The sequence below is a fragment of the Sphingobacterium chuzhouense genome, assembly GCF_014692525.1.
Classification (GTDB): domain Bacteria; phylum Bacteroidota; class Bacteroidia; order Sphingobacteriales; family Sphingobacteriaceae; genus Sphingobacterium; species Sphingobacterium chuzhouense.
Genome location: NZ_JACNYL010000001.1, coordinates 426,078 through 449,157, shown reverse-complemented (window position 1 = coordinate 449,157; position 23,080 = coordinate 426,078). Strand labels below are relative to the sequence as shown.

Sequence of the window (23,080 nt, the reverse complement as noted above, 5' to 3'; positions counted from 1 at the left end):
CCAACTAAAGTAAGGAAAATTAATTTGTTTAAAAAAATTACCTTTGTATATGCGTTCAGTTTTTCGTTTTAAACAGTTTGAGGTAGACCAAGGCAATTGCGCGATGAAAATCAATACGGATGGCGTATTGCTAGGCGGTTCAACTTATTTTCCGGAAGCTAGGCGCATATTGGATGTGGGAACAGGAACCGGTGTCATTGCATTGATGCTCGCACAAAGCCATCTTCATGCTCGTATCGACGCCGTAGAAATTGACGAGGGTGCTTATCAGCAAGCCAATATCAATTTTCAAAATTCAGATTTCGCGGAACGCTTGCAGGTATTTTTGGGCTCATTTGCTGATATGCAACCGCAAGAGCATTATGATCTAATCGTGTCGAATCCACCATTTTATACCAATTCGCTCCGTAATTCCGACGCGCGAAAACGTCTGGCGAAACATACAGACATGTTGTTTTTTGAAAAACTGTTGTCTTTCGTATCTCGCTACTTAGCGGACAACGGACAATTTAAATTGATCATTCCAGTGACACTGGCAGACGAAGCTATTGCTCCGATCCTTTCTGATTATAAGCTATATGTACAAAATGAAACGAGTATATCTTCGTTCTCAGGGGAACTTCCGATTAGGAAAGTATGGGGGATTGGAAAGAAAGTACTACCTTTAGAAACGCAGGATTTTCATATTTACGCAGAAAGAGGAGTTTATTCTGACCACTATAAAATGTTATTGAAACCTTATTTTTTAGCGTTCTAACATGACAAAGATTGGACTTATATCAGATACCCACGGTTTTTTAGATGATGCTGTTTTTAAATATTTCGATCAATGTGATGAGATATGGCATGCAGGGGATTTCGGATCTGTCGCTATAGTAGATACGCTGGCGGGTTTTAAGCCTTTTAAGGGTGTATGGGGTAATATCGATGGAAAAGATATACGCGTAATATGTCCCGAGCATCAACGTTTTTATTGTGAAGAGGTAGATGTATGGATGACGCATATCGGAGGTTACCCAGGACGTTATTCGGTGCAAGTGAAACCTGAAATTGTTCTTCATCCACCAAAGCTGTTTATCTGTGGACATTCCCATATCTTAAAGGTACAATTTGATCCTAAATTGGGGTTGCTACATCTCAATCCTGGTGCTGCGGGTAAACAAGGATGGCATAAGGTGCGTACGTTAATGCGTTTCGATATTAACGGAGACAAGATAGAAAACCTGGAAGTGATTGAATTGGGAATACGATAGTAACGAGGCTTATAAACTATCCCGAACCTCCAGCAGGAATTTCTTTAACCGTTCCAATGAATCAATAACCCGTTGGTTCTCTTTTACTTCATTTTTGTTGGAGCGGATATAATCTCTTGCACCTTGTAATGTGTACCCTTTATCTTTTACGAGATTAAAGATAATTTTTAGGTTGGCAATATCGTCTTGCGTGAAAAGGCGATTCCCCTTTTTGTTCTTCTTGGGTTGTATAATATCGAACTCCCGCTCATAAAAGCGTATCTGTGATGCATTTACACCAAACATAGCGGTCACTTCACCCATGGTATAGTATAGCTTGTTTATTTCACGTTCTTTGTACGGCATATCTTCCGAGAATTTGTAACCTTAACAAACAAATATACAATTTTATGTCTAAGGACAATAATGGAAAGGAAAATGCTTATTGATATACTATCGCATAGATAGTGGGATACAATAAGTGTATGCGAAAAAATTAATACATTTGAGTATGTATATACTTATATGGACAATAGGGAAAGAGGAGATTATTATCCTATCCATTTTGGTTATCATATTGGTTTTTTTCGGGATTGTTTTTAGCCGTTTGTTGAAGAGGAAGTAATGACAGTCCACATCACCAGTATCACTATAAATACGTACCTTTGTTCTTAGAATAGAAAATTTGAAACTATGAGTACACAAAAAGGTCCTATTTCTCAATTTATCGAGAAAAACTACCTGCATTTCAATGCGGCTGCTTTGGTAGATGCGGCTAAGGGATATGAGACGCACCTGTTGGATGGTGGAAAGATGTTAATCTCTTTGGGCGGTGCTATGAGTACAGCTGAATTGGGGATTTCGCTGGCAGAAATGATCCGTCAGGATAAAGTCCACATCATTTCCTGTACTGGTGCAAACTTGGAGGAAGATGTGATGAATCTAGTAGCGCATTCCCATTACAAGCGTGTGCCAAATTATCGTGATTTGACTCCCGAACAAGAACGTGAATTGCTAGACCAGCATTACAACCGGGTAACAGATACCTGTATCCCGGAAGAGGAAGCTTTCCGTCGTTTACAGAAGCATTTAGAAGATGTTTGGCATGCTGCCGAGGAAAAAGGTGAGCGCTATTTACCGCATGAATTTCTATATCAGGTGGTGAATTCGGGTGTGTTGGAGCAATACTATGAAATTGATCCTAAGAACTCTTGGATTGTCGCAGCAGCGGAGAAAAACCTTCCTATAGTATGCCCGGGATGGGAGGATTCTACAACGGGAAATATCTTTGCTTCCAATGTCATTAAGGGTAATTTGAAAGCCAGCACAGTGAAGTCAGGTATTGAATATATGATATATTTAACCGAATGGTATCGTGCTAATTCCGGAGGTAAAGGCGTAGGATTCTTCCAGATTGCAGGTGGTATATCGGGTGACTTCCCTATCTGTGTTGTACCGATGATGTACCAGGACCTAGAATGGGAAGATGTACCTTTTTGGTCTTATTTCTGTCAGATATCGGATTCAACGACCTCCTATGGCTCGTATTCGGGTGCTGTGCCAAATGAAAAAATTACCTGGGGTAAATTGGATATAGATACACCGAAGTTTGTGGTGGAGTCTGATGCTACTATTGTAGCGCCATTGATTTTCTCTTATATTTTAGGACATTAATTTTTCTCCCTCCCTCTCCTTATGAGTCATTTAAAAACAGATAATCCTGTTGCGCTTCAAGCTTTAATGTCAGAAGCTCTTTTCATTTCCAAAGAGAAAGAGATAACTGTAGCTTTGCGGTCTGGAGATGTAGTGGATGAGTCGAAAGGAGGAGAGGGAGCGGAATTTATTTATCAAGGTGATAAATCTACGGGTGTATTATTTATCTTACGTTACCCTGACTACCCATATTTTTCACCGCAGGCGGAAGAGGCTTTCTTAAAAACTTTGGGCGCGCTTAATCTGTCGTTTGAAAATGTAGCGGTCGTTAATTTGGCAAATCCGCACAATTCCAATGATTTTAAGCGGATTATGCAGTTTTTTGAACCGACCAAGATTACCTTGCTTGGTGTCGAACCCGTCTCGCTCAAGCTTCCCGAGATTGCTCATAACGCGTATATGAAAGGCCGAATAGCTACGGTCTTCAATACCTTCAGCTTTGAGGAGATGTTTGCGGATGTGCAAAAGAAGAGGTTATTCTGGAATGAATTCAAGACATTTATCGTATCGTAAACATGAAATTAGTTTTTGCAACAAACAATGCCCATAAGCTTGAAGAAGTTCAAGCGATTATTGGGGATAAATTTAATATAAAATCTTTAGCCGATATCGGTTGTTCGGATGATATCCCCGAAACCGGTGTGACCTTTGAAGAGAATGCCAAACAGAAAACAGACTATCTTTTCCATAAATACGGACTGGATTGTTTCGGCGACGACTCCGGATTGGAGATAGATGCTCTTAATGGAGAGCCAGGTGTTTATTCCGCCCGTTATTCCGGTTCGCGTGATATGGAAAAAAATATTGATTTGGTGTTATCCAAATTGGGAGATCATCCGGAACGGACTGCACGTTTTCGAACGGTAATTTCACTTTTTCTGAACGAACAGCAATATTTTTTTGATGGTGTTATCGAAGGAAAAATCACACATGAGCGAAGAGGGTCGGGAGGTTTTGGTTATGATCCTATTTTTATTCCCGAAAGCTATGATAGAACATTTGCAGAAATGACCCCCGAAGAGAAAAATCAAATCAGCCATCGTGCGATTGCTGTAGGGAAATTAGCGGCGTTTTTGAAAGGCGGCGGCTAGAAAACTATTATCGATTTTCAAGGTTTTCTTCCTGCTGTTGAGTCTCTATCGTCGGTTTTTCCGCTTCTGTTTCTGCTTCTGTTTCACTTTTCTCCGGTGGTGTTGGATCAGTCAATTTCTCTTCCTCATTATTATTTGAAGCTGGTGGAATTTCCTCTTTCTTTTCTTGAATGACAGCTTCTTCCGAAGTTCCCTCTTCTTCCGGTTCATCGGGTATTGCTGGCGAGTTTCCGTCCGACGCACCTCCCGCAGGAGCTTCGGTTTTTTCTACTTCCCGCTTTCGGTTCATCATGTCTTCTTTCGATTTTGGTCGATCCTGCGGTCGCCAAATGAATCCCGGTAAAACTTCGTTTTCTTGCGTCACCTGTTTAAAAGGGTAAAGCTTTTGGTCTACTTTTCGTATGGTGATATAGTCGATGATTTTTTTGCCCTCCATTTTGATTTTGATACGCGCCCCACGGTCATGGAACATTTCTGTGATCCGATGGGTCTTATCATTGGTGGCAAACGTCAAATTCTCCGCATTACCGTCCACGTAGAGCCGGTCAATAGAATTGTTAGCAAAGAAAGCGGTAATCTTACGCCCTTTAAGCTGATTGAATTTTACCGTATCCAGCACCGCATTCACCATAAAGGCGTTGTTAATCAGCAAAGCATTGTCCATTCGCTGATTTTGAATCTGCATATAGATCGTGTCGGACGAAATCTGCGATCCTTCTGCCCATATCATGGGGCGTCCCATAAAACGGAACATAGAATCTGCCATACCATAATAAACCGAATCGGCAACAGCCTGTAAATCGGATTTGAACAAGCGGACATTGTAATAAGCTTTAACAATTCGCGTTCGGGCGGTGTCAAGATAAGCTTCACTACTGGTGTCTTTGAAGGTTGTATCCGGCGTTTGCGCAGAGGCTATCGCTTGATTGATAAGGCTATCTGTCGTTGCTTCTTCTGGAATGACTGCTTGCTGCCGTAATATCGAATCCTGTTGCATGCTTCTAGAGATGTCCGCTCTAGCCGCCTCCTTAACAACTGCTGCTCGTTTAGTAGAGTTTATTGGAGCTGTTTTTTTGATTTCCGCAGCCTTATCTATCGTTGGTTTTTCCTCGATTTTTTTTGCCGTTACAGCCTCTATACTATCTATTACCCCCCCAACAGAGATGCTATCCATCGAGACACTATCGATAGCGGTTTTAACAGAGTCGGATAGTTCTGTCAAATTTTCCGTTTCTATGCTGCTGTTATCCGATCCATAGTCATCCTCATCTCCATAGTCAACATCATCATCGGTCTCAATTTCTCCGCCACTTCGGTCTAGCTTGAAGTCCAATGCTTCATAATCGCGTAGCATAATCATGCGCGAATAGAGCGTGTCGGCCGTCATATATACCGAATCTACTTTGACAGTATCTCGCGGAAGTGGTGTTTGTGTAGAATCTGTGTCCGTTAAAATTTCTTTATCTGTTGGTATATCGTCTTCTTCTTGAATGATCTCTTCTTGCGATGTTTCACCTTTTTTCGCTTTTGCTTTTTCCGAATCGGTTTCAACGGAATCCATGGGCGTGATAGCTACGCTGTCCGGAGGCGTAGAACTGGTAGAGTCATTTTCAACTACCATCGTAATTAAAGGTTTGTCCGTCATCGTAATAGATTCATCCGCCTGGTCGTACAAACCATAGCCGCCATAGGCATAGAATTTGTCCAAGGTATCGACAAATACGACATTTCGATAGGCTTTTCCTACCCCTGTAGCCCGATCGTAGTAAAGACTGTCACCCTTTAAAAAACGTGTTCCTTCTGTATATAAATTGTTTTTGGAGAAATTGGCAACGCCCGTCTCCGTGTTATAGTTGCCTTTTTCGGTATATAGATTTTCGCCACTATTTCCTTTAATGTTTGTCGGGCCAAAAAAATAGGTCATGCGCTGGTTTGAATTGTAACGCATGGTATCTGTATAAATTTTTACATCGGGCGTACGCACAACGACTTTATTTCGGAAATAGGCATCTTGTGTATTTTCGAAATAATAAGCATTTCGCGAGGTAATGGTATCACCTTTAGAGACAATCCGTCCTCCTCCGGTATAATTGCCTATTTTGTCACGCATCTTATAGATGAGATGATTTGTAGTTAAAACCGAATTGGCATCTACCATGCGGACATTATTCGTTAACGTGGCAATCTGGGGGGCGGCATCATAATGCAAGCGGTCGGAGTAGATGATTGTTCCAGACGGCTGGGTGATAACGACGTTGCCAAAAGCCTCAAAGAACTGCCTGCCGACCTCGTCTTCATAGATAATACCACTGTCCGCAGATAAAGTATTCCCCTTGTGTGCATAAACAGGTTGAATACTGCTGAACCCTTGTTGGTCGATAATGGTGCTGTACCGCGAAGAAATAAGACGTAGCTCTTCCTGGGCAAACAGCGATGTGAGCCACACGAGGTTTAAAATAAGAGCAAAACAGTATTTCACGGAGGCAAAAATAGTTAATTAAATAGCAAAAATTTGTTAAAGGATAATTTTTACTAGCAAATACGTTGGACAGGAATAATGTTTTAACTTTGGCGTATGGATTTGGTTTGCCGTTTTCAACGATATATGCAAGAAACACTGGATGTTAGTGTGGATAATAAAGTCCTGCTAGCAGTTAGTGGTGGACGGGATTCGATGCTGATGGCGCACCTGTTTATAGTAACCGGCTACCCCTGTGTAATAGCACATTGTAATTTCCATTTACGGGAAGTGGACGCGGACTTAGATGAGCAGTTGGTAAGAGAGTTTGCTGAACAGAATAAAGTACCTTTTTTTGCTCGGCATTTCCAAACAGATGACTACGCAAAGCAATATGGTATGTCCACCCAAATGGCGGCACGCGAACTGCGCTATGCTTGGTTTGAAGAACTGCGTGTACAACAAGGTGCCGATTGGATTGCTATTGCACAACATCAAGATGACCATATCGAAACGGTGTTGCTTAATCTGACAAGAGGAACAGGTCTGCAGGGTTTACAGGGTATTCTTCCAAAAAGAGGAAATATAATTAGACCCTTACTCTTTTTATCATCGGAGGAAGTTACAACCAGTATAACGGAATTGCAGATTCCATTTCGGGACGACAAATCTAATTTTTCGACAAAGTACGCACGAAACAAGGTACGCTTGGAAATTATACCTAAGTTTCGGAGTATTAGTCCGGAATTTGACAATATCATGCGTGAGAATATTGTCCATTTTCAAGAAGCGTATGATTTGCTTCAATCATTTGTTTTGCCTATTCGAGAGAAACTGTTTGTGTCAGAAGACAGTTTGATCCGCATCAATAAATCAAAGTTGCAACCCTATCTTCATCAGCTTCCTTTGTTGTTTGAGCTATTTAAACCTTATGATTTCTCTAAAAATGTTTTGGCAGACATGCGGGAACATTGGAATGGTGAATCGGGTAAAATATTCCACTCGCCGCAATATGAGCTATTGTTGGATAGGGACGATATTTGGCTAAAAGCAAAGTCGGAAAAACACTTCTCCGGTCCGGCTATAGAAATACAAACGAGTACTTCGTTTTTTTCTTTCGCAAATAAGCTATTCGAAATATCGATAGGAGGGAATACATCTATCTGCCCTTCAGAAAATGTGCTACAGATAGACTTTGAAAAATTGCAATTTCCGTTAACATTACGTTTCTGGGAAGAGGGTGATTATTTCTATCCGCTAGGCATGGAAGGCAAAAGTAAAAAGGTAAGTGACTACTTTATTCAGAAGAAAATAGGAAGGTACGCGAAAAAGACGATTCCTATTTTAATCAATGGAAACGGCGATATTGTATGGATTGTCAACTATCGTGCAGATAATCGGTATAGGATAACGAAAAGTACAAAAAAAGTCTTTACTTTAGTTTGTAAATAAAAGCTATGAGCGGACATTATTTTTTTCAGGAAAAGCAATATTTAGGACGGGATGCTACGTGGATTAGTGTACGGATGATCTTGGCTTTATTTTGTTTTGTAGCATATTATTTAAATATAGAAAACATGCCTTCTAGGCAATTGTTTTTCATTGTAGGGACAGGTGTTATTGTCGTCTCTATCATTATGATTTACATGGTGCATTATAAAACGACAGTGGAAGGAAAATTTTTGATCCTAAGCGGATTGTGGTCGTCTAAATTAGTTAAAATAGACTTGTATAATATTGCTAAGGTAGAATTAAAACCATATAGTTCTTTTATTTTCAATAACCCGGTTTATAATTTGCATAAAGGAGGGAAAATCCGTTTTTATTCGGGAGGAAAAGATGCTGTGTGGCTGACGGATAAAGAGGGGTTAATATATATTATTGGTTCGCACAAAGCGGAAGAGTTGGCACGTGCTATTATGGAGGCAAAGCGGAAGCTAAATACTTAAATTTTGTTAACGGTTTTGATGCTGACATTTTGTTGACGGTAAAAAAAGAATTAAATTGCTAAATTTGATGAAAACGTAAAAAAGCATGGAACTACTTAAAATACTCGCTATCTTTTTGCTTGTCTTTTATGGATTAAAATATTTATTTCGTCTCCTAATGCCTTTTGCTTTGCGTAAAATGACGGAACGTCTCATGAATAAAGCGCAACAGCAACAATCTACAGGAGGTGGACGTAGGGCATATTATTATACGACCGGAGGAAATCCTTTTGATCAATTTAAGCAACAGACTCCACCCAAAAAAGAGGGGGAGGTGCGTGTGGACTATGTTCCACAAGATGAAGCTAAATCAAAGAAGGGAACGCAAACCGCTGGGGAGTTTATTGACTTCGAAGAGATTAAATAGACCGAATGTGGTTAAGGCAACTTTCTGTTTTCAATTTTAAGAACTATACCGAGTCTTCGTTGGAGTTTTTGCCCCAGATAAATGCTTTTGCTGGAGCAAATGGTGCAGGGAAGACCAATCTACTCGACGCTATACACTATCTTGCCCTATGTAAATCTTATTTTAACCCGATTGACTCACAGCATATTAAAAAAGGATTCGATTGGTTTATTGTCCAAGGTGAATTTGAGCGTGACCAAATACCAGATGTTATTTCTTGTAGCTTAAAGAGAAACCAGAAAAAACAGTTCAAACGTAATAAAAAGGATTACCAACGTTTAGCAGACCATATCGGATTATTTCCTTTGGTCATGATCTCTCCTAATGATACGGTTATCGTGACGGAAGGGAGTGAAGAACGACGTAAATTCATGGATAATGTTATCTCTCAAACTGATAATCATTATTTGGATATCTTAATCCAATACAATAAAATTCTTTTGCAACGCAATATGTTGCTTAAACAGGTGAAGGAAAAGGGTGTGTTGGATGTCGGGGTACTCGAGGTTTTGAATCTACAGTTGACTGAAGTAGGTGAACGGATATTCGAAAGAAGAAAGCAGTTTATGGATGAATTTCTTCCCGAATTTGAACGATACTATGCATTCTTAACTGAAGGAGCAGAAGAAGTTTCGTTGGTTTACGAATCTCCGTTGATGGGAACGGATTTCGAAACGTTGTTACGGAATAGCTTGGAAAAAGATCGAGTATTGGAGCGGACTTCACAAGGGATTCATAAAGACGACCTGTTGTTTACGATCCATGATGATATGGCATTAAAAAAATTCGGTTCGCAAGGCCAACAGAAATCTTTTTTAATAGCCCTAAAATTGGCACAATATAGTTTCCTTCGAAACAAGAAAAAATATAAGCCGCTGTTATTGTTAGATGATATTTTTGACAAGTTGGATGATAACAGAACAAAAAAGCTAATGCAGCTCGTTTCAGAGGACGAGTTTGGACAAATTTTTATTACAGATACGGATGCGGAAAGAATAAAAGATATTTTCGTTGAAATAGCGCAACCAATTCGTATTTTTGAAGTGAAAGGGGGTACTATAGATGTATAAGAAGAAACAGGATGAAATCCCAACGAAAGATGATGTAGGCATCAAGGAGGCTATCGAGAAATGGATTGAAACCTATCGGCTACGCTCTAAATATGATGAATCAGCGATAGTGAATGCGTGGCCCGATATTATCGGGAAAGCTATTGCTAACCGTACCCAGAAAATTTATATCCACGATAAAAAATTGTTTGTTAAGGTCGAATCAGCAGTGATCAAGAATGAATTGGCGTTGATGCGCCGTCAGATTATCGGTCGTGTGAATGAATATGTAGGACACGTTGTGGTGGAAGAGTTTGTCATCCTATAAATATTCTTCGAGATCACCTTTTCCTTCTCTTATTACGTCAAATTCTCCTGATGTAACATCGACAATCGTAGACGCGACATTGCCTCCATAACCACCGTCGATCACTAAGTCAACAAGGTCTTGATATTTTTCATATATCAACTCAGGATCAGTAGAATATTCAATGATGTCATCTTCATCACGGATGGACGAAGTGACAATCGGATTGCCTAGTTCTTTAACAATTTCACGGACGATATTGTTGTCGGGAACACGGATACCCACCGTTTTCTTTTTCGTGCTTAAGAGTTTGGGAACTTGACTGCTTGCATTGAAGATGAAGGTGAAAGGACCCGGTAGTGTTTTCTTTAATACACGAAATACAGCCGTGTCAAAGGGTTTGGTGTATTGCGAAATGTCTGTCAAATCATAGCATATAAAAGATAGGTTGGACTTTTCTGGTTTAAGGCCCCTTATCTTGCATACACGTTCAATAGCTTTCTGATTCGTGATATCACAGCCGATACCGTACACGGTATCCGTAGGGTATATAATGACACCACCTTTTTTAAGGACATCTACTGCCTGTTCGATAAATTTCGGATTCGGATTTTCTTCGTATATTCTTAAAAGCATGTGATAAAATAAATAAGAAGCTATAAAAATAAAACCGCTGAAAGTTAAAAAAGTTCAGCGGTTTTACCCTTTTATTAAAATTCTGCGTTTTTCGGGGTTCTTGGAAACGGAATAACATCTCGTATATTGGTCATTCCGGTCACAAATAACACCAAGCGTTCAAAACCTACACCAAAACCCGAATGTGGGGCAGAGCCGAAACGACGGGTGTCTAAAAACCAATCCATTTCTTCTTCCGGAATGCCGACTTCCGCCATCCGTGTAAGCAATTTGTCAAGGTTTTCCTCTCGCTGAGAACCACCTACCATTTCGCCGATTCCCGGAAACAGAATATCCATGGCACGTACCGTATGGCGACCTTGCGCATCAGGTTCATTCTGTTTCATATAAAACGATTTAATTTCGCGCGGATAGTCCGTCAGAATTACCGGTTTCTTATAGTGTTTTTCTACCAAGTAGCGTTCGTGTTCCGATTGTAAATCTGCTCCCCATTCTTCGATAAGGTATTTGAACTGTTTCTTTTGATTGGGTTTACTTCGCTTTAGAATTTCAATGGCATCTGTATAGCTAACGCGTTCAAAATCGTTTTCGATCACGAAGTTCAATTTTTCAATCAAACCCATTTCAGAACGTTGGTTCTGTGGTTTTGATTTCTCTTCTTCCAATAAACGGCTGTTTAGTAGCTCGATTTCCTCCGGGCAAGTATCTAGTGCATATTTAATAACGTATTTCAGCAAGTCCTCTGCTAAGTCCATGTTATCATCCAGCTCATAGAAGGCCATTTCGGGTTCTATCATCCAAAATTCAGCCAAGTGACGTGTTGTATTGGAGTTTTCTGCCCGGAAAGTGGGACCGAAAGTATAGATATTACCCAATGCCATCGCCGCAAGCTCACCTTCCAATTGTCCCGATACCGTTAGGTTCGTCGGTTTGCCAAAGAAATCTTCTTTAAAGTCTATTTCGCCCGATTCGGTACGAGGGGGGGTATTTAAATCCAAGGTTGTTACCTGGAACATCTCGCCAGCACCCTCCGCGTCAGAACCAGTAATAATGGGCGTATGCATATACACGAAATCCCGTTCGTTAAAGAATTTATGCACAGCAAATGCTAGCGCATTGCGTACTTTAAATATCGCATTAAATGTACCCGTGCGAAAACGGAGGTGCGCTATTTCCCGTAAAAATTCCAAACTGTGCTTTTTCGGTTGTAACGGATACTTCTCCGGATCTGAATCGCCCAGGATAGTCAGTTCGTTAACCTTAATCTCTACACGTTGCCCTTTTCCTAGAGATTCTACAAGCTGCCCTTTTACCTGTACCGCTGCGCCTGTTGTTATTCGTTTCAATAAGGCTTCATCCGTATTTTCAAAATCTACAACAGCCTGTATATTATTAATAGACGAACCGTCATTAATAGCTATAAATTGGTTGTTCCGGAAGGTCCTTACCCAACCTTTTACAATAACTTCTTTACCGAATTCTTCTGTTTTTAATAACTCTTTTATACGTGTATGTTTCATTTTAATAATATTATTTCTCTTCATTTTTTTCTTGATAAAAAAACGAAGCAAAAAAATCAAGGCTTAGTATGTTTTCGCTACCTTTACTTGCCTATTCCTAAACAGCATGGAACTCGCTTCGCTCAAACAGCATGCTGTTTTTAACGGAATAGTCTACGTAAAGCTGGTCGCGAAAAAATACAAGGCCGTTTTATTCGCTTGTCCGCAATCAACAATGAATTGCCTTTATTAGCGTAATGAGCTTGTTAGTTTATCACACTCGTTACGTATTGCACTTCCTCTTCCTTAACATCAACGGGTCGCATCCGGATGTTTGAGGTCTGTAGAAACTCATTCTTAGTACTACTCCTCTCAAATATCCGAAGCGACGATTTTTTTTGCTTCTTTTTTTGAGGTAAAAAAAGAAGATAAATAATCTTTTACTAAAAAAAGCCGGCTTTCGAAAGGAAACCGGCTTTTTATAACATTGTCTTTATTATCCTTTCAGTACTTTTGTTACTAATTCCGCTGCTTCTTTCAACAAAATAGCAGAGTAAACTTGTAATCCGGAGTCATCGATCAATTTCTTTGCTTCTGCAGCATTTGTGCCTTGAAGACGAACGATGATAGGCACTGGAATATTTCCGATTTCTTGGTACGCATCGATTACACCTTGTGCTACACGGTCACAACGAACGATACCACCAAAGATATTGATCAAAATAGCTTTTACGTTAGGATCTTTCAAAATAATATTGAAACCAGCTTTTACGGTTTCTGCGTTTGCGGTTCCACCTACATCCAAGAAATTTGCTGGTTCACCGCCGGCAAGTTTAATGATGTCCATGGTCGCCATAGCCAAGCCTGCACCATTTACCATACAGCCTACGTTACCATCCAATTTAACATAATTCAAATTAGACTCTCCTGCTTCTACTTCGGTAGGATCTTCTTCTGCTAAGTCGCGTAAAGCAGCATAGTCTGCGTGGCGGTATAGTGCATTTTCGTCAAAATTGACTTTTGCATCTACGGCAAGGATTTTATCATCCGATGTTTTTAATACAGGATTGATCTCAAACAATGATGCGTCAATAGAATCGTATGCTTTATACAAAGCGGCGATAAATTTCACCATTTCTTTATGTGCAGCACCTGAAAGACCTAAGTTGAAAGCGATTTTACGTGCTTGGAAGCCTTGTAACCCTGCTTTAGGGTCAATTTCCTCTTTGAAAATTAAGTGCGGTGTTTTTTCTGCAACTTCTTCGATGTCCATTCCCCCTTCGGTAGAGTACATGATGATATTGCGTCCTTTTGCGCGATCTAATAGAACCGAAACATAAAATTCTTTGACTTCACTCTCTCCAGGATAGTATACATCCTGTGCAATCAAAACTTTGTTTACTTTTTTCCCCTCCGGGCCTGTTTGTGGAGTAACCAATTGCATGCCGATGATGTCTGTTGCACGTTGCAATACCTCATCGCGGTTTTTTGCCAATTTCACACCACCACCTTTACCGCGGCCGCCGGCATGGATTTGTGCTTTTACAACCACCCAGTCCGAGTTAAAATCTTGTTTTAATGTCTGTGCGGCCTCGACAGCCTGCTCGGGAGTTTCTGCAAGGATTCCTTCTTGAACTCTTACGCCAAAACTTTTAAGTATTTCTTTTGCTTGATATTCGTGAATGTTCATCTTAAAAAATTTGTCGTAAAATTATGGTTTTTAAATGGAAAGGGCAAGTAATCTTTTCTTCCTTTTTTTCTTACCTTCGCATTATGATATTGGAAGCAAACCAGATATATAAGTCTTTCGGTCAACTGCCGATTTTACGCGGTGTGGATCTATCTGTAAAAAAAGGGGAGATTGTTTCCATTGTTGGTGCATCAGGTGCAGGAAAAAGTACGTTGCTACATATTATCGGTACGCTTGACAGACCAGATAGCGGACGGATTGTCATTAACGGTACGGACGTAAGTGAACTGAGTGAAAAAAAGATGAGCTTATTTCGTAATAAACATATTGGTTTTGTTTTCCAATTTCATCATCTACTACCGGAATTTACAGCACTCGAAAATGTTTGTATCCCCGCATTCATTAGTAATGTTGGGAAAAAAGAGGCAGAAACACGTGGCATGGAACTTTTGAAACGATTGGGGGTACAGCATCGCGCCCAACATAAACCGGCTGAGATGTCGGGTGGGGAGCAGCAAAGAGTTTCGGTTGCACGGGCGTTAATCAACCAACCGGCACTAATCTTAGCAGACGAGCCTTCCGGCAACCTCGACTCGGAGAATGCCGCTTCTTTGCACCAATTGTTTTTTGAACTACGTGCTTCGCTTGGCCAAACTTTTATCATTGTTACACACAATGAGGAACTGGCCAACATCTCAGACCGTACGGTTCACATGCGCGACGGACAGATTCTTTGAAATAAATGATGGATAGTATTTTAATAACTTACGGTACACGGCCTTTTGCACAGCGTGTGGGTAGACTGTTGTCTTCACGTTATGAAGTGGCTTACGCTAGTTCGGAACCGTTTCCGGATATATTGCTAAAACAGCATTATAATCGGATTCCGACAGGAGCAAACCCTACATTCGCACATGAAATATTGAAGTTGTGTTTGGATAGAGGGTATCAGATGATACTTCCTCTGGGTAAAATGGAATGGCAACCTCTAAACGAAGCTCGGGTATTACTGGAAGAGTATGGAATAGCCGTTTTATTACCTTATGATCTGGAAGATCGTTTCATTCTCGAAAATCCATCTGGTGAGATCCATGTGCTGAAATCCGGAAAAGATCTGCTGACAGATGAACAGCTATGTGATAGCCATTTTTCGGGAGTAGGAATGTTGTCTGATTCAGGTGAAGAACCCATACTGTGTCTGGTTTAATGATGAATAACAAAGCTTTTTCTTTTGATAAATCCGTTTATGTTTTTGAAATCGATGATGTATTGTATCCTAAACGAGATTATTTGTTGCAGGTATATTATTTGTTTTCCAATTTTGTAGAATATACAGAAGGACGCCCCCTCGCTACGGAGATCGTGCGTTTTATGAAGCAAACTTTAGAGATCGCAGGGGAAAGTACAGTGTTACAAAAAACGATAGCGCACTTTGAATTAAGTGAGAAGTATCATGAAAATTTTGAAAGACTGAAAGCTAATGCCCACTTGCCGTTGAAGCTTATTTTAAAAGACGATATCAAAACATTATTGTTATCTTTATTCGAGAAAGGGAAAAAGGTCGGGATACTAACAAATGGTAACCCGGTAGAACAATTGAATAAACTGAAACACATAGATTGGCAAGAATTATCAGAATTTTTACCGTCGTTAAAGGTGTTTTTTATACGCGAGTTAGCGTTTCGTAGTATTGAGCCTATTGATTATCTTGTAGGGGAGTATAATGTGTCGGCTGATGAAATACATGTCATCACGGGAAATGAATCAGGATTTTAATAGTTTGTTTTACTAATAAATACACATTGGCATGAAGAAAAAGCCTGCAACGATAAAGGAAATTGCGCGTAAATTGAAAATATCGCCCTCCACCGTTTCACGGGCGTTAAATGACCATCCGAGTATAGGGTTAGTTACTACTATGCGGGTAAAAAAGATGGCTGAAGAATTGAATTATGAACCTAACCAGACCGCTATTTTTTTTAAGCAACGGCGGACGTTTACAATTGGTGTTATTCTTCCCAGTCTTTCTGAACCCTTCTTTTCCTCCGCGATAAGCGAAATCGAAAAAGTGGCAGGAGAGCACAACTATACAGTGCTTATGGGGCAATCACATGATGATGCAGAGCGCGAATTGAAGATTCTCCAAACGTTTAAGAAGCATCGGGTAGACGGAATCCTAATGTCTTTGGGGAAAAATACGGAAGATTTGAGTTTTGTCGAAATGTTAAATGATGCGGAAGTTCCTATCGTTTTTTTCGATTGCGTCCCAAAAATTGAGGGAGTTAATAAAGTATATAGTGATCTCTCTACAGGTATGCGTGAAGCTATCCAAGCATTTGCTTCGATAGGACATCAAAATATCGCGTTGATTAATGGACCTGAAAATTTATTGGCCTCACAAGAGCGCGTAGAAGCCTATAGAGTAGCGTTGGAAAGTGAAGAACTGGAATACAATGAACGTTATGTTGTCCATACCGATTTAACGGAGCAAGGGAATATCGAGGCGATAGATAAACTATTAGCTTTATCCCAGCGTCCGTCGGCTATCGTGTCATTTAATGATTTTGTCACCTTGGACGTGATGAAATATGTACGACAGAAGGGACTGGTACAAAAGAAAGACATTTTTTTTATCAGCTACGCAAATTATCCGCTATGGAAATATATGGAAAATCCACCGATGGGAAGTATAGAGCAATACCCAGACCAACAGGCACGTAAAGCGGCTGAAATTCTATTTAAACATATTGGAGCGGACGGCACCGAAGGGGCATCGGAAACGGTGGTTTTCGAATCAAAACTGGTACTAAAATAAAAAAGCGAGGCACATGCCTCGCTTTTTTATTTTCTATAAATGAATTACTTCATCGTAAGCTGCAGCCGCAGCTTCCATAATAGCTTCACTCATGGTTGGGTGCGGATGAACGGCTTTGATCATTTCGTGTCCTGTGGTCTCCAGTTTTCTGGCAACAACAATTTCGGCAATCATTTCCGTCACATTGGCTCCTATCATATGGGCTCCGAGGAGCTCACCATATTTAGCATCAAAAATCAATTTTACAAATCCGTCTTTTGCGCCTGCCGCCGATGCTTTACCAGAAGCTGAGAACGGGAATTTACCCACTTTAAGTTCATATCCGGCCTCTTTGGCTGCTTTTTCGGTATATCCTACAGAAGCAACTTCTGGCGAACAATACGTACATCCTGGGATATTATTATAATCAATAGGTTCGACATGCAGACCTTTGATATGCTCTACACAAGTTATCCCTTCCGCAGAAGCAACGTGTGCTAAGGCTTGACCTTTTACAATATCGCCGATGGCGTAAACACCTTCCACATTTGTTTTGTAGAAGTCGTCCACTATAACACGACCTTTATCCGTTTTTACGCCAACTTCTTCTAAACCTAAATTTTCAATATTTGGTGTGATACCGACAGCCGAAAGCACAACTTCTGCCTCAATGGTTTCCGTGCCTTTTGCTGTTTTGATAGAAACTTTTGATAGATCACCTTTCGTATCTACTGATTGTACCTCGGATTTGACCATAATATCGATACCTGCTTTTTTAAGAGATTTTTCCAGTTGTTTGGAAACTTCTTCATCCTCTACAGGTACAATTCTGTCCATAAACTCAACAATAGTCACTTTTGTGCCAACAGCGTTATAAAAATAGGCAAACTCAACACCAATAGCGCCAGATCCGACAACGACAAGTGATTTAGGTTGTTTAGGAAGGTTCATCGCTTGACGATAGCCGATGATTTTCTTGCCATCTTGGGGCAAATTAGGTAATTCGCGCGAACGGGCACCTGTCGCCAATATCGTATGTTTAGCAGTGTATTCCTTAGTGGAACCATCAGCACCTTTTACCTCTATCTTACCGCCTTTTTTAATCTTCGCAGTACCCATAATGACATCAATCTTATTCTTTTTCATTAAGAACTGAATACCTTTGCTCATGCCATCAGCGACACCACGGCTTCTCTTTACAATGGCAGAAAAGTCAGCTTCTCCACCTTGAACCTTGATCCCGTATTCTTCGGCGTGGTTTAAATATTCAAATACCTGTGCACTTTTCAATAGAGCTTTGGTCGGGATACAGCCCCAGTTTAAGCAGATGCCACCTAATGCTTCGCGTTCCACAATCGCTGTTTTAAAACCTAACTGAGATGCGCGGATGGCAGCAACATATCCTCCTGGACCACTACCGATTACTATGATGTCGTAATTCATAATGTGTATTTGTTTTTAAGCGTATTTACCGTATAATGGGTATTCCGAATACGCATTTAATTTAAACGTTTTGTAGTAAAAGACTTTGTTCCATAATGAACGCTCCAAAAATACATATTTTTTTCATTATCGAACAACGGTTTTTCTGGGTTTCACCATTCAATTGCCATATTCTTGCTCGCATGTCAGTATTTGGTCAATAGATGATTAAAATACTTCGCTATTGGACTTTAGACCGTATGTTTGCGAAAACTTTTAATCGATCATTATGCTACGTATTTTTCAGCAAATTGCATTGTGGGAGGCTATCTCCACTGTTATACTTTTCTTCATCGCCATGCCCTTGAAATATCTGGCAGATATTCCGGAGGCCGTTCGTATCGCCGGCTCTATTCACGGTTTTTTAGTAGTACTGTTTGTTATTCTGCTGATCATGTGCTGGAACGAATATAAATGGCCCATTAGCCGCGTGTTAAAATATTTTTTGGCATCCTTGATCCCTATTGTATCCTTTTGGGTAGAGCGTGACGTCAAGAAACAAATAGTCTCTGCCCGATAAGCTACTCGCCGTTCCGTTCTATACCCATATAGGCATACGTGATTTCCGTTTTATGATGGGGAGTAGGATTGCCATCTTCATCTAGATTTACAAATACTAATTTGTCAATAGATAGGATAGTCTTGCGTGTGATTTTATTCCGTACTTCACATCGCATGGTTAGCGATGTGCGTCCAAACGCAATGGCTTCAATTCCCATTTCGATGATATCACCTTGTTGCGCAGAGCTTACAAAATTGATTTCAGATATGTACTTAGTTACTATCTTTGGGTTTCCGAGTTGTACGATGGCATAGATAACGGCCTCTTCATCAATCCATCGTAACAATGTTCCGCCGAACAAAGAGCCATTTGGGTTTAGGTCCTCTGGCTTTATCCATTTTCGTGTGTAAAAATTCATAATTATATATTAATAGAAAAAGGCAAGATATTTATCTTGCCTTTTTCTTATTTAAGCGTGAATTGCTCTGTTTGCTGTCGCAGCCAATGCTGCTTCTTTTATCGCTTCCGTAAATGTTGGATGTGCATGGCATATTCTACCGATATCCTCGGCTGATGCCCTGTATTCCATTGCTACAACGGCTTCTGCGATCATATCAGCTGCACGTGGCCCGATCATGTGTACACCCAATACTTCATCTGTTTCGGCATTCGCCAAAACTTTAATAAAACCGTCGGTATCTCCAGAAGCTTTAGCACGTCCGGATGCTTTAAAAGAAAACGAACCTGCTTTATATTTTACGCCTGCTTCTTTCAGCTCTTCTTCTGTTTTTCCGACAGAAGCCACTTCTGGCCAAGTATATACTACGCCAGGTATCAGGTTGTAATCAATGTGCGGTTTTTGTCCTACAATGCGTTCCGCTACATAGATACCTTCATCTTCCGCCTTGTGGGCGAGCATAGCACCTTTTACGACATCGCCGATTGCGTACACGCCTTCCACAGATGTTTCTAAATGCTCATTAACAGAGATTTTGTTTCCGCGTTCTTCGGTTTTGATGCCGATACTGTCTAGTCCAAGACCTTCTGTATAGGCGGTTCTTCCGACAGCAACAATACAATAATCGCCCTCTAAGGAAACAGTCTCACCTTTTTGATTTTCCGCTGTTACCGTTACTTTTTTGCCTTTCGCGGTAGCGCCGGTCACTTTATGGCCTAAGAAAAATTCCATGCCTAGATTTTTCTTTAACACGCGTTGAAGCTCTTTCCCTAAACCGGCGTCCATCGTACCGATGATAGATTTAGCAAATTCCACTACGGATACCTTTGCTCCAAGTCGCGCATAAACAGACCCCAATTCTAACCCAATCACACCACCGCCGATGACGATAAGATGTTTAGGAACTTCTTGGAGATTTAAGGCTTCTGTAGAAGTGATGATCCTTTTCTTGTCAATTGGTAAAAAAGGGAGCGCTGTAGGCTTCGAACCCGTGGCAATAATGACATTTTTTGCTTTCAGCTCTTCCGTGCTGCCGTCTTTTTTAGTAACCTTAATCGTATTTTTATCGACGAAAGACCCGATGCCTTCGTAGGTGTCTATTTTATTTTTCTTAAAAAGAAACGTAATACCGGCTGTATTTTGCGAGATAACCTCATTTTTACGCTCCATCATCTTTTTCACGTCTATCTTGAGGTTGCTTAAACCGATACCATGTGCTTCAAAATTGTGTGCTGCATTGTGGTAATGCTCTGAGCTATCCAATAATGCTTTGGAAGGGATACAGCCTACATTTAAACAGGTCCCCCCAAAAGTACTATATTTCTCGATTACAGCCGTTTTTAGTCCAAGCTGAGCACAGCGAATAGCGCCAACATATCCACCGGGGCCGCTTCCTATAACGATTACGTCGTATTGCATAAAAATAGTATTGTAGTTTCGGTCGCAAAGTTAACGATTTAAATAAATTTAATTGTATTTAATGCGTAAAATAAAAAAGCGCTTATCACAGATAAGCGCCTTTTGTAAAGCTGATTTATGAATTATCTTATTACTCAGCAACGATTTTACCTTGCATTACGCCGAAGTGTCCGGGGAAACTACAAATGTAGGTATATACACCCTTTTCTAACGTAAATGTAATTGTATCTTCTTCACCTGGCCCTAACAACTTCGTGTGTGCAACGACCGAACTTAAAGATGTTTTAGGAATGTAGTCGTTGTCAGCAGCAGCAACAGCTTCTCCGCCGAATGTAGCTACATCTACGCCTGGAGCCAATATAACGAAGTTGTGACCCATAGACTCTTTGGGTAACTCACCGACGTTTTTTAACGTTAGCTGAACTTCTTCACCAGCTTTCACACGTAAAAGCTCCTTGTCAAACTTCATTTGGTCGTTACCTTGTATCTCAAGTTTATTGGATAATTCTACATTTTCAATGCCTGGAACAGTTTCTGTTGTTGCACTTCCCGAACCAGTAGTTGTAGTTGTTTCTTCTGTTGTAGTTGACGTGTTTTTATTTTCTGAACCACCACAAGCCGCAAACGACATTGCGATAGCGATCGCTGGAAAAACAAATAATCTTTTCATTTTAAAGAAAGTTAAATATAAATTATAGATGTGTATGCTTTTAAGCAAATTTAGCTAATATTATTTTATAATCAAGACATTATCCCCTTTTTGAGATAAGTTTGTCAATTTTCTGATATAAATCTATAGGATCAAAAGGTTTCCCGATTACGCTATCTGCCCCCGCTTCATACGCCGCAGCTTGTTCGTGTTGTAATACCGATGCTGAAATAGTGATAATAGGTGTATAGGCTTTCTTCGGATTAGGGTGCGTTTTGATCTCTTGTATCGCTTCGAATCCTGACATAACGGGCATGTGCGTATCCATCATAATAAGGTCGTAGTCGTGTTCATTTACATGTTCTATGGCTATCCTACCATTTTTTGCCACATCGACCTCGCAACCCCAAGATTTAAGGATATGCACGAGCATAAAACTGTTTAATTCGTTATCTTCTGCTACAAGGATTCGGACATTATTAAATTTATGTAATGATGAAATAGCTTTTGTATCTAGTGTTTCTTCCTGCCTAAAATCGTCTACTTTTTCGAAAGTAGCTTGGAAAGAAAATTCGGAACCTTTTCCATACGTGCTTTTTGCTTCGATTTTTCCATGTAGCAAGTCTGCCAGTCTCTTTACGATAGCAAGTCCCAGTCCCGTTCCACCATATTTTTTCGTAATACCGTCGTCACCTTGTTCAAAAGCTAAGAATATCTTTTCGATCGCTTCCGGTTTGATGCCTATTCCCGTATCTGTTACGGTGAACTTAATCGTGTATTGCGAGTCCACCTGTTCAACGACACTTGCTTTCAACGTGATTTTTCCCTCTTCCGTAAATTTTAGGGCATTGGATATAAAGTTGTTAATGATTTGCTGTATACGGATAGGGGAGCTTCTTATATATTCCGGTAGTTGCGGGTCAATATCCGTCTCAAATGCGAGACTTTTATCGAGTGCCTTTATTTTAAAGAAGTTATTGATGTCCATCAATTTTTTGTGGATGGAAAAATTCTCATATTCTATTTTCATCATGCCAGAATCTATCTTGGATATATCCAAGATGTCATTGATGATTAATAAAAGCGAGTTTGAAGCACTGTCTAACCGATTGATCCAGTCGCGTTGCTCATCATTAAGTTGCGTATTTCGGAGGATGTGTATAATACCAACAATGCCGTTGATTGGAGTTCTTATTTCGTGGCTCATGTTAGCAAGGAAACTTTCTTTTGATCGACGCGCCTCCTCCGCTTCTTCTTTTGCAAGGATAAGTTGTCTTTGCGATTCTTCCAACGCAATGTTCTTTTGTTTGATTTCCTCCTGTATGTGAATTTGCTGCACAAAAGAGGTTACTTTTGCGACCGTGATCTCGGGATTGAGGGGTTTATAGAGGTAGTCGACCGCCCCACTTTCCAACCCTTTCAACAAATACCTGTCTTCTTTGGAAATTGCCGTTACCATGATGGCCATGACATGGTTGGTCTTTGGGTTTGATTTCAGCAGTGAAACAAATTCAAAACCATTTATTTCGGGCATTTGCACGTCTACCAAGGCAATCGCGATATCGTTTTTCCAACAAATTTTAAGCGCTTCATTCGGATCGGTCGAACTGATGATGTTGATGTGTTCGACTTCCGAAAGTAATGCAGATAAACTGATGATGTTTTCTTCCTTGTCATCTAAAATGAGAAGATTAACATGCTTCATGCT

Annotated in this window: 25 protein-coding genes; 15 read left to right on the top strand and 10 right to left on the bottom strand. The window is 40.3% G+C overall.

Annotated elements, in window-relative coordinates; translation table 11 throughout:
* Positions 1–49 precede the first annotated feature (49 nt).
* Entirely contained in the window at positions 50–757 is a 708-nt protein-coding gene (locus H8B21_RS01955) for a tRNA1(Val) (adenine(37)-N6)-methyltransferase (protein ID WP_190312103.1), read from the top strand.
* Position 758: 1 nt separating this feature from the next.
* A complete protein-coding gene (locus tag H8B21_RS01950; protein WP_190312102.1) occupies positions 759–1,253 on the top strand; it encodes a metallophosphoesterase family protein in 495 nt (164 codons plus the stop codon).
* 9 nt (positions 1,254–1,262) lie between these two features.
* Here the strand turns inward: H8B21_RS01950 and H8B21_RS01945 are convergent, their stop codons facing one another.
* On the bottom strand, positions 1,263–1,598 hold the full coding sequence (locus tag H8B21_RS01945) for a MerR family transcriptional regulator (RefSeq protein ID WP_130141571.1): 336 nt from the start codon (positions 1,596–1,598) through the stop codon (positions 1,263–1,265).
* Positions 1,599–1,925: 327 nt separating this feature from the next.
* Between H8B21_RS01945 and H8B21_RS01940 the strand changes: the two genes are divergently transcribed.
* The 3 genes from H8B21_RS01940 to H8B21_RS01930 are packed head-to-tail and all read left to right on the top strand — an operon-like array spanning position 1,926 to position 4,036.
* Complete coding sequence (locus H8B21_RS01940; protein ID WP_190312101.1) at positions 1,926–2,906, top strand: deoxyhypusine synthase family protein; 981 nt, start codon at positions 1,926–1,928, stop codon at positions 2,904–2,906.
* Positions 2,907–2,927: 21 nt separating this feature from the next.
* Positions 2,928–3,458, top strand: a complete 531-nt coding sequence (locus tag H8B21_RS01935) for a hypothetical protein (protein WP_190312100.1) — start codon at positions 2,928–2,930, stop codon at positions 3,456–3,458.
* 2 nt (positions 3,459–3,460) lie between these two features.
* Positions 3,461–4,036, top strand: coding sequence for a non-canonical purine NTP diphosphatase (locus tag H8B21_RS01930; protein WP_190312099.1), 576 nt, complete (start codon positions 3,461–3,463; stop codon positions 4,034–4,036).
* A 7-nt stretch (positions 4,037–4,043) separates the two neighbouring features.
* Here H8B21_RS01930 and H8B21_RS01925 read toward each other — a convergent pair whose 3' ends face one another.
* On the bottom strand, positions 4,044–6,482 hold the full coding sequence (locus tag H8B21_RS01925) for an OstA-like protein (RefSeq protein ID WP_317170354.1): 2,439 nt from the start codon (positions 6,480–6,482) through the stop codon (positions 4,044–4,046).
* 129 nt (positions 6,483–6,611) lie between these two features.
* On the opposite strand from H8B21_RS01925, the gene tilS reads away from it, so the two are divergent.
* The 5 genes from tilS (at position 6,612) to H8B21_RS01900 (ending at position 10,265) form a co-directional block, all read left to right on the top strand.
* Positions 6,612–7,946, top strand: a complete 1,335-nt coding sequence (gene tilS / locus H8B21_RS01920) for a tRNA lysidine(34) synthetase TilS (RefSeq protein ID WP_190312098.1) — start codon at positions 6,612–6,614, stop codon at positions 7,944–7,946.
* A 5-nt stretch (positions 7,947–7,951) separates the two neighbouring features.
* Entirely contained in the window at positions 7,952–8,443 is a 492-nt protein-coding gene (locus H8B21_RS01915; RefSeq protein ID WP_165293709.1) for a YdbT family protein, read from the top strand.
* Positions 8,444–8,528: 85 nt separating this feature from the next.
* Positions 8,529–8,849 carry a DUF4834 family protein gene (locus H8B21_RS01910; RefSeq protein WP_190312097.1) on the top strand — a complete coding sequence of 107 codons (321 nt, stop codon included), beginning with the start codon at positions 8,529–8,531 and terminating at the stop codon, positions 8,847–8,849.
* A gap of 5 nt (positions 8,850–8,854) precedes the next feature.
* Positions 8,855–9,958, top strand: coding sequence for a DNA replication/repair protein RecF (gene recF, locus H8B21_RS01905; protein ID WP_190312096.1), 1,104 nt, complete (start codon positions 8,855–8,857; stop codon positions 9,956–9,958).
* Complete coding sequence (locus H8B21_RS01900) at positions 9,951–10,265, top strand: DUF721 domain-containing protein (RefSeq protein WP_190312095.1); 315 nt, start codon at positions 9,951–9,953, stop codon at positions 10,263–10,265. Before recF ends, H8B21_RS01900 begins: the two co-directional genes overlap by 8 nt.
* On the opposite strand, the gene H8B21_RS01895 is transcribed toward H8B21_RS01900, so the two are convergent.
* The 3 genes from H8B21_RS01895 to sucC all read right to left on the bottom strand — a co-directional run bounded on the left by H8B21_RS01895 (position 10,260) and on the right by sucC (position 14,069).
* Positions 10,260–10,880, bottom strand: coding sequence for an L-threonylcarbamoyladenylate synthase (locus H8B21_RS01895; RefSeq protein ID WP_190312094.1), 621 nt, complete (start codon positions 10,878–10,880; stop codon positions 10,260–10,262). The genes H8B21_RS01900 and H8B21_RS01895 overlap by 6 nt on opposite strands.
* A gap of 74 nt (positions 10,881–10,954) precedes the next feature.
* Entirely contained in the window at positions 10,955–12,400 is a 1,446-nt protein-coding gene (gene asnS, locus H8B21_RS01890; RefSeq protein ID WP_190312910.1) for an asparagine--tRNA ligase, read from the bottom strand.
* A 475-nt stretch (positions 12,401–12,875) separates the two neighbouring features.
* Positions 12,876–14,069, bottom strand: a complete 1,194-nt coding sequence (sucC, locus tag H8B21_RS01885) for an ADP-forming succinate--CoA ligase subunit beta (protein ID WP_190312093.1) — start codon at positions 14,067–14,069, stop codon at positions 12,876–12,878.
* A gap of 83 nt (positions 14,070–14,152) precedes the next feature.
* Between sucC and H8B21_RS01880 the strand changes: the two genes are divergently transcribed.
* The 4 genes from H8B21_RS01880 to H8B21_RS01865 are packed head-to-tail and all read left to right on the top strand — an operon-like array spanning position 14,153 to position 16,884.
* A complete protein-coding gene (locus H8B21_RS01880) occupies positions 14,153–14,806 on the top strand; it encodes an ABC transporter ATP-binding protein (RefSeq protein ID WP_190312909.1) in 654 nt (217 codons plus the stop codon).
* A gap of 5 nt (positions 14,807–14,811) precedes the next feature.
* On the top strand, positions 14,812–15,276 hold the full coding sequence (locus H8B21_RS01875; RefSeq protein WP_190312092.1) for a hypothetical protein: 465 nt from the start codon (positions 14,812–14,814) through the stop codon (positions 15,274–15,276).
* A complete protein-coding gene (locus tag H8B21_RS01870) occupies positions 15,276–15,845 on the top strand; it encodes an HAD hydrolase-like protein (RefSeq protein ID WP_190312091.1) in 570 nt (189 codons plus the stop codon). The genes H8B21_RS01875 and H8B21_RS01870 overlap by 1 nt, the downstream gene beginning before the upstream one ends.
* A 31-nt stretch (positions 15,846–15,876) precedes the next feature.
* Complete coding sequence (locus H8B21_RS01865) at positions 15,877–16,884, top strand: LacI family DNA-binding transcriptional regulator (protein ID WP_190312090.1); 1,008 nt, start codon at positions 15,877–15,879, stop codon at positions 16,882–16,884.
* Positions 16,885–16,917: 33 nt separating this feature from the next.
* On the opposite strand, the gene lpdA (H8B21_RS01860) is transcribed toward H8B21_RS01865, so the two are convergent.
* Positions 16,918–18,306 carry a dihydrolipoyl dehydrogenase gene (gene lpdA, locus H8B21_RS01860; protein WP_190312089.1) on the bottom strand — a complete coding sequence of 463 codons (1,389 nt, stop codon included), beginning with the start codon at positions 18,304–18,306 and terminating at the stop codon, positions 16,918–16,920.
* Positions 18,307–18,574: 268 nt separating this feature from the next.
* Between lpdA (H8B21_RS01860) and H8B21_RS01855 the strand changes: the two genes are divergently transcribed.
* Entirely contained in the window at positions 18,575–18,865 is a 291-nt protein-coding gene (locus tag H8B21_RS01855; RefSeq protein WP_223814771.1) for a DUF3817 domain-containing protein, read from the top strand.
* A 1-nt stretch (position 18,866) separates the two neighbouring features.
* Here the strand turns inward: H8B21_RS01855 and H8B21_RS01850 are convergent, their stop codons facing one another.
* The 4 genes from H8B21_RS01850 to H8B21_RS01835 all read right to left on the bottom strand — a co-directional run bounded on the left by H8B21_RS01850 (position 18,867) and on the right by H8B21_RS01835 (position 23,077).
* Complete coding sequence (locus tag H8B21_RS01850) at positions 18,867–19,265, bottom strand: acyl-CoA thioesterase (RefSeq protein WP_190312088.1); 399 nt, start codon at positions 19,263–19,265, stop codon at positions 18,867–18,869.
* Positions 19,266–19,316: 51 nt separating this feature from the next.
* Positions 19,317–20,723: a dihydrolipoyl dehydrogenase gene (gene lpdA / locus H8B21_RS01845; protein WP_190312087.1), complete on the bottom strand. Its 1,407-nt coding sequence runs from the start codon at positions 20,721–20,723 to the stop codon at positions 19,317–19,319.
* A 130-nt stretch (positions 20,724–20,853) separates the two neighbouring features.
* Complete coding sequence (locus H8B21_RS01840; RefSeq protein WP_190312086.1) at positions 20,854–21,393, bottom strand: plastocyanin/azurin family copper-binding protein; 540 nt, start codon at positions 21,391–21,393, stop codon at positions 20,854–20,856.
* A 79-nt stretch (positions 21,394–21,472) separates the two neighbouring features.
* Positions 21,473–23,077 (bottom strand): response regulator, encoded by a 1,605-nt coding sequence (locus tag H8B21_RS01835; protein WP_190312085.1) that lies wholly within the window; start codon positions 23,075–23,077, stop codon positions 21,473–21,475.
* Positions 23,078–23,080 lie beyond the last annotated feature (3 nt).

What these genes read in the sequence shown, in the direction of transcription:
- H8B21_RS01855 (WP_223814771.1), top strand. Translation starts at nt 18,575, where the DNA reads ATGCTACGTATTTTTCAGCAAATTGCATTGTGGGAGGCTATCTCCACT.
- H8B21_RS01935 (WP_190312100.1), top strand. Translation starts at nt 2,928, where the DNA reads ATGAGTCATTTAAAAACAGATAATCCTGTTGCGCTTCAAGCTTTAATG.
- H8B21_RS01955 (WP_190312103.1), top strand. Translation starts at nt 50, where the DNA reads ATGCGTTCAGTTTTTCGTTTTAAACAGTTTGAGGTAGACCAAGGCAAT.
- H8B21_RS01835 (WP_190312085.1), bottom strand. Translation starts at nt 23,077, where the DNA reads ATGAAGCATGTTAATCTTCTCATTTTAGATGACAAGGAAGAAAACATC.
- H8B21_RS01880 (WP_190312909.1), top strand. Translation starts at nt 14,153, where the DNA reads ATGATATTGGAAGCAAACCAGATATATAAGTCTTTCGGTCAACTGCCG.
- H8B21_RS01895 (WP_190312094.1), bottom strand. Translation starts at nt 10,880, where the DNA reads ATGCTTTTAAGAATATACGAAGAAAATCCGAATCCGAAATTTATCGAA.
- recF (WP_190312096.1), top strand. Translation starts at nt 8,855, where the DNA reads ATGTGGTTAAGGCAACTTTCTGTTTTCAATTTTAAGAACTATACCGAG.
- H8B21_RS01865 (WP_190312090.1), top strand. Translation starts at nt 15,877, where the DNA reads ATGAAGAAAAAGCCTGCAACGATAAAGGAAATTGCGCGTAAATTGAAA.
- sucC (WP_190312093.1), bottom strand. Translation starts at nt 14,069, where the DNA reads ATGAACATTCACGAATATCAAGCAAAAGAAATACTTAAAAGTTTTGGC.
- asnS (WP_190312910.1), bottom strand. Translation starts at nt 12,400, where the DNA reads ATGAAACATACACGTATAAAAGAGTTATTAAAAACAGAAGAATTCGGT.
- lpdA (WP_190312089.1), bottom strand. Translation starts at nt 18,306, where the DNA reads ATGAATTACGACATCATAGTAATCGGTAGTGGTCCAGGAGGATATGTT.
- H8B21_RS01950 (WP_190312102.1), top strand. Translation starts at nt 759, where the DNA reads ATGACAAAGATTGGACTTATATCAGATACCCACGGTTTTTTAGATGAT.
- H8B21_RS01875 (WP_190312092.1), top strand. Translation starts at nt 14,812, where the DNA reads ATGATGGATAGTATTTTAATAACTTACGGTACACGGCCTTTTGCACAG.
- H8B21_RS01930 (WP_190312099.1), top strand. Translation starts at nt 3,461, where the DNA reads ATGAAATTAGTTTTTGCAACAAACAATGCCCATAAGCTTGAAGAAGTT.
- H8B21_RS01870 (WP_190312091.1), top strand. Translation starts at nt 15,276, where the DNA reads ATGATGAATAACAAAGCTTTTTCTTTTGATAAATCCGTTTATGTTTTT.
- H8B21_RS01945 (WP_130141571.1), bottom strand. Translation starts at nt 1,598, where the DNA reads ATGCCGTACAAAGAACGTGAAATAAACAAGCTATACTATACCATGGGT.
- lpdA (WP_190312087.1), bottom strand. Translation starts at nt 20,723, where the DNA reads ATGCAATACGACGTAATCGTTATAGGAAGCGGCCCCGGTGGATATGTT.
- H8B21_RS01850 (WP_190312088.1), bottom strand. Translation starts at nt 19,265, where the DNA reads ATGAATTTTTACACACGAAAATGGATAAAGCCAGAGGACCTAAACCCA.
- H8B21_RS01900 (WP_190312095.1), top strand. Translation starts at nt 9,951, where the DNA reads ATGTATAAGAAGAAACAGGATGAAATCCCAACGAAAGATGATGTAGGC.
- H8B21_RS01840 (WP_190312086.1), bottom strand. Translation starts at nt 21,393, where the DNA reads ATGAAAAGATTATTTGTTTTTCCAGCGATCGCTATCGCAATGTCGTTT.
- H8B21_RS01940 (WP_190312101.1), top strand. Translation starts at nt 1,926, where the DNA reads ATGAGTACACAAAAAGGTCCTATTTCTCAATTTATCGAGAAAAACTAC.
- H8B21_RS01915 (WP_165293709.1), top strand. Translation starts at nt 7,952, where the DNA reads ATGAGCGGACATTATTTTTTTCAGGAAAAGCAATATTTAGGACGGGAT.
- tilS (WP_190312098.1), top strand. Translation starts at nt 6,612, where the DNA reads ATGGATTTGGTTTGCCGTTTTCAACGATATATGCAAGAAACACTGGAT.
- H8B21_RS01910 (WP_190312097.1), top strand. Translation starts at nt 8,529, where the DNA reads ATGGAACTACTTAAAATACTCGCTATCTTTTTGCTTGTCTTTTATGGA.